This is a genomic window from Variovorax boronicumulans (assembly GCF_029892485.1).
Classification (GTDB): Bacteria; Pseudomonadota; Gammaproteobacteria; order Burkholderiales; family Burkholderiaceae_C; genus Variovorax; species Variovorax boronicumulans_B.
On record NZ_JARXVG010000036.1, the window covers coordinates 1 to 3,956 of the forward strand.

A 3,956-nucleotide genomic window follows, 5' to 3' on the forward strand; every position below is an offset into this window, starting at 1 on the left:
ACGCTGTCGGACTCGCTCTCATGGCCCAGCAGCGCGTGCTGCCAGAGGGTGTAGTCGGCGTACTGCACGGGCAGCGGTGCCCATGCCGGCGGCTTGCCCTCACAGCGCGCGCCATAGGCCGCGGCCAGATCACGCGCCAGAGGTGCGGTGGACCATCCGTCACTGACGATGTGGTGGCGCAGCAGCAGCAGGGCGTGATGCTCGGCATCGAGATGGAACAGCCAGGCGCGGAAGGGGACCTCGTGTGCGAGTTCGAAGCCATGCGCAGCAGCCTCTGCAAGTTGTCGGGCTAGCGTGGCCTCGGAAGCGTCTACCACCTGAAGGACGGAGGGAACCGCCTCAGGTGAAAGAACGAGCTGCTGTGGTTCATCGTCCGCTGTCTGCGGGAAGATGGTTCGCAGGCTCTCATGGCGGGTCACCAGGTCGGCCAGGGCCTGTTCAAGGGCGTCGTCGTCCAGCTTGCCGGTCAGGCGCATGGCGACAGGGACGTTGTAGATCGCGGTGGGGCCATCGAGCCGATAGAGAAACCAGAGACGACGCTGTGCGTAGGACAACGGGATCAGGCTGGGCCGAGCCATCGGGCGCAGGACCTCGCGTGCGACTTGTGCTTCGCTCAGCCTGTGCGCCAGTTGTGCGACGGTGGGAGCCTCGAAGAGGGTGCGGATGGCGATCTCGACGCCCAGGGCGGAGCGGATGCGGCTGATGAGCTTGGTGGCCAGCAGGGAGTGGCCACCCAGGTCGAAGAAGTTGTCGTCGATGCCCACCTGGGCGATGCCCAGGACATCGGCAAAGAGGGAGGCCAGGATCTCCTCCTGGGGCGTGCGAGGCGCGCGGATGCTCAGCGGAGTGAAGTCCGGCGCGGGCAGTGCGCGGCGATCCAGCTTGCCGTTGGGCGTGAGCGGCAGGGCATCGAGCCAGACGTAGTGCGCGGGCACCATGTAGTCGGGTAGCTTCGTGCCGAGGTGCGCCCTGAGCTCCGCGGCGTTGGGTGGCGGCGCAAAGCGACTGCCTTCCATCACGGTCCGGAGATGCACCAGATTCTCCAGTGCCGTGTCGGTGGCAACTCCAAAGTCGATCAGGCAAGCAAACTCGTCAACCCCAATTTCCTGAAGGCCGCGTACGACATTCAGGCAGGTCTCTGGGCCACCAATCAGTGAGGAGGTGCCGAAGTACCGTTGAACCGCAACGGATATGAGCTGCTCGGCATCGACTTCGGTGAGCGTATTGTTAGGCCCTGCCCCCCCGAGATCTTGCAGCACGCTCTTGCGAAGTTCAGTATGAGAGCGGAAGTACTGAGCCATCGGCTCGTAGGCGATGCGACGTGCCGTCTCATCGTCCGGGCCCACGAATGTATGCAACATCAGGCTGACTTTCCGTGTCTCCGGATCGTGGCCATTGGCCCGCAGGGCCTCGCGATAGATGCGAATGTTGCCGGCGAGTTCGCGAACAGTGACATTCAGCAGGGCCGTGAGGACGTTCGCCCCCATTCGGCCTGCGGCTTCGAAGGTCGCCGGGCTCTTGCTCGCCGTAATCCAGGTTGGCAATTCCGGTTGGACGGGTCTAGGGAACAAATGGACTTGAGTCTCCTGGCCCGTTCCATTGCGCGCGGTCAGTGCATCGCCGCGCCATAGCGCCCGCACTTTTTCGACCCCATCGAGCATGATCTGAAAGCGATCGACATAGGCGTCTGGCGCAAAGATGAAATCCCCTGGAACCCACCCGGAGGCAAACGCGATGGCCGCTCGTCCCCGAGAAAGGTTGTCAACCACTGCCCATTCTTCTGCGACGCGCAGTGGATGATGCAGCGGCAAGACGACGCTGCCTGCGCGAAGTTGAATGCGTTCGGTGATCATCGCGAGCGCGGCGCTGAGCACAGAAGGATTCGGAAAGGCTGCAGCCACTTGAGTGAAGTGCCGCTCCGGTGTCCAGATGGCTGCGAAGCCGTTCTTGTCCGCGAACTTGGCTCCTTCGGTGTAGAGACGATAAAGGTCTTGTTCCTGACCCTGTCCGGCATCGGCGAAGTAGAACAATCCGAATTCAGGGTGCTTCTCTCGCACGATCGATGTTGCTCTATCTGCCACAAGGTAGGCGATAAGGCGTCGGTCTCCGGTGCCATCCTCGTGCGCGATGACGGCAACTTGCGTGACGCTCGGGAGTTGGGCGAGCGTGGTCTCGATCTCGCCGGGTTCGATGCGAAAGCCGCGGATCTTGACCTGCTGGTCGGCGCGCCCGAGGAAGTCGAGCACGCCGTCGGCGCGCCAGCGCGCCAGGTCGCCGGTGCGGTACATGCGGCTGCCCGGGGCACCGAATGGGCTGGCGACGAAGCGCTCGGCGCTCAGGCCGGGGCGGTTGAGGTAGCCACGCGCGATGTGCTCGCTGCAGATGGCCAATTCGCCGAACAGGTCGGTCGGCTGGCCGTCTGCATCGAGAAGCACCACCTCGGTCGACTCCACCGGATGGCCAATGGGAAGGCGAGCGCCATTCGTCTTCGTCTGTGCATCGGCAAAGAATTGCGCTGTGACGGTTGACTCGGTCGGCCCGTAGCCGTTGACGAGAAGACATTGCGGCCCAAAGTGCTTCTGCAAGAGATTCAGGTCGCTAGGAACCGATTCCTCGCCACCAAGGACGATCAAGCGGGTTGAAGTAACTGCGGAGGGACCAAAGCCGCTGGCTGCGACGCGAAACACTGTGGGCGTGGAATGCCAGACAGTGATGTGGTGTTGATCGAGCCAGGCGCGCAGTTCTGTGATTTCTGACTGTCGCAGGTCACAGATGTGCAGCGAAGCTCCATTCAATAGCGCTCCGTAGATGTCCATGACCGAGGCATCGAAGCCGTAGGAGCTGAAGAGCGTCAGCCGATCGGAAGCGCTCAGGTGAAGCGCATTGGTGTATGTGGCGATGAAATGCAGGACATTGCGATCAATCTGCACAACGCCTTTCGGCTGCCCCGTGGTCCCCGACGTATACAGAATGTAGGTCGGCGTTTCTGGACGGCGAAGGGTGATGCAGGTCTCCGCTTGTGGGAGCGTCGACTGATCAAGAACGGGGATGCTTCGATCGGCGCAGATGGTGACTGCAAGTTTCACCAGGGAATGCTCGCAAACAAGCGCCTCGCCTTCCGAATCGCCAACGATGAACTTGAGACGGTCTTCTGGATGAAGGGGATCAAGAGGAACGTACGTCTTGCCGGCTTTCAAGACGCCAATCATGGCCGCGACCATTTCGGCGCCATGACCGAACAGCAGCATGACTCGACCCGTTCCTTCTCCGAGCATTTGTTGCAATGCGTTGGCAATGCCATTTGCCCTTTGATCCAACTCGGTATAGCTCCAAGTCGTTTCTTCGTACGTGAGCGCGATGGCCGCCGGATTGCGTTTGACTTGTGCTTCGAAACGAGAAGTTAGGGACTGCTCGATCTCGTCTCTCGTGAATTCCGTAAAGGGATTTACCGGTTTGAGCAAATGTGACGTGATCGCGATTGACTGTGCAGGACGCGGCAGAGGAATGCGGAACAAGCGCGTCGTCGGGTCCTTGGCTACAGCTCGAAGCAACGTCTCGAAATGTCGCATCAGCCATTCAATGGTGTCGCGCTCGAACAGGTCGGAGGCGAATTCGACATGGCCTTCGATGCCCTGTGGCTTTCCGTCGTGACTGCGTTGTTCCCACAAGGTGAACGAGAGGTCGAACTTGGCTGCGCGGGTGCCTGCTGGTTCGAACCTTGCCTTGAACCCTGGCAGCGAGAAGTCGGGGCGGGCATTGTTCTGAAGGACGAGGGTCACCTGGAACAGCGGATGTCGCGCCATGGAGCGCACCGGGTTGAGCACCTCCACGAGGCGCTCGAACGGCAGGTCCTGGTGCTCATAGGCGGCCAGGCTGGTCTCGCGCACGCGCGCCAGCAGATCCCTGAAGCTGGGGTTGCCCGAGGTGTCGGTGCGCAGCACGAGCGTGTTGACGAA

General features: G+C 61.6%; 1 protein-coding gene. It reads right to left on the bottom strand.

Features of this window, described 5'->3' with window-relative positions; translation table 11 throughout:
* Nucleotides 1-3,956, bottom strand: a 3,956-nt coding sequence (locus M2282_RS30915; RefSeq protein ID WP_280812586.1) for a MupA/Atu3671 family FMN-dependent luciferase-like monooxygenase, incomplete at both ends; no start/stop codon positions are given.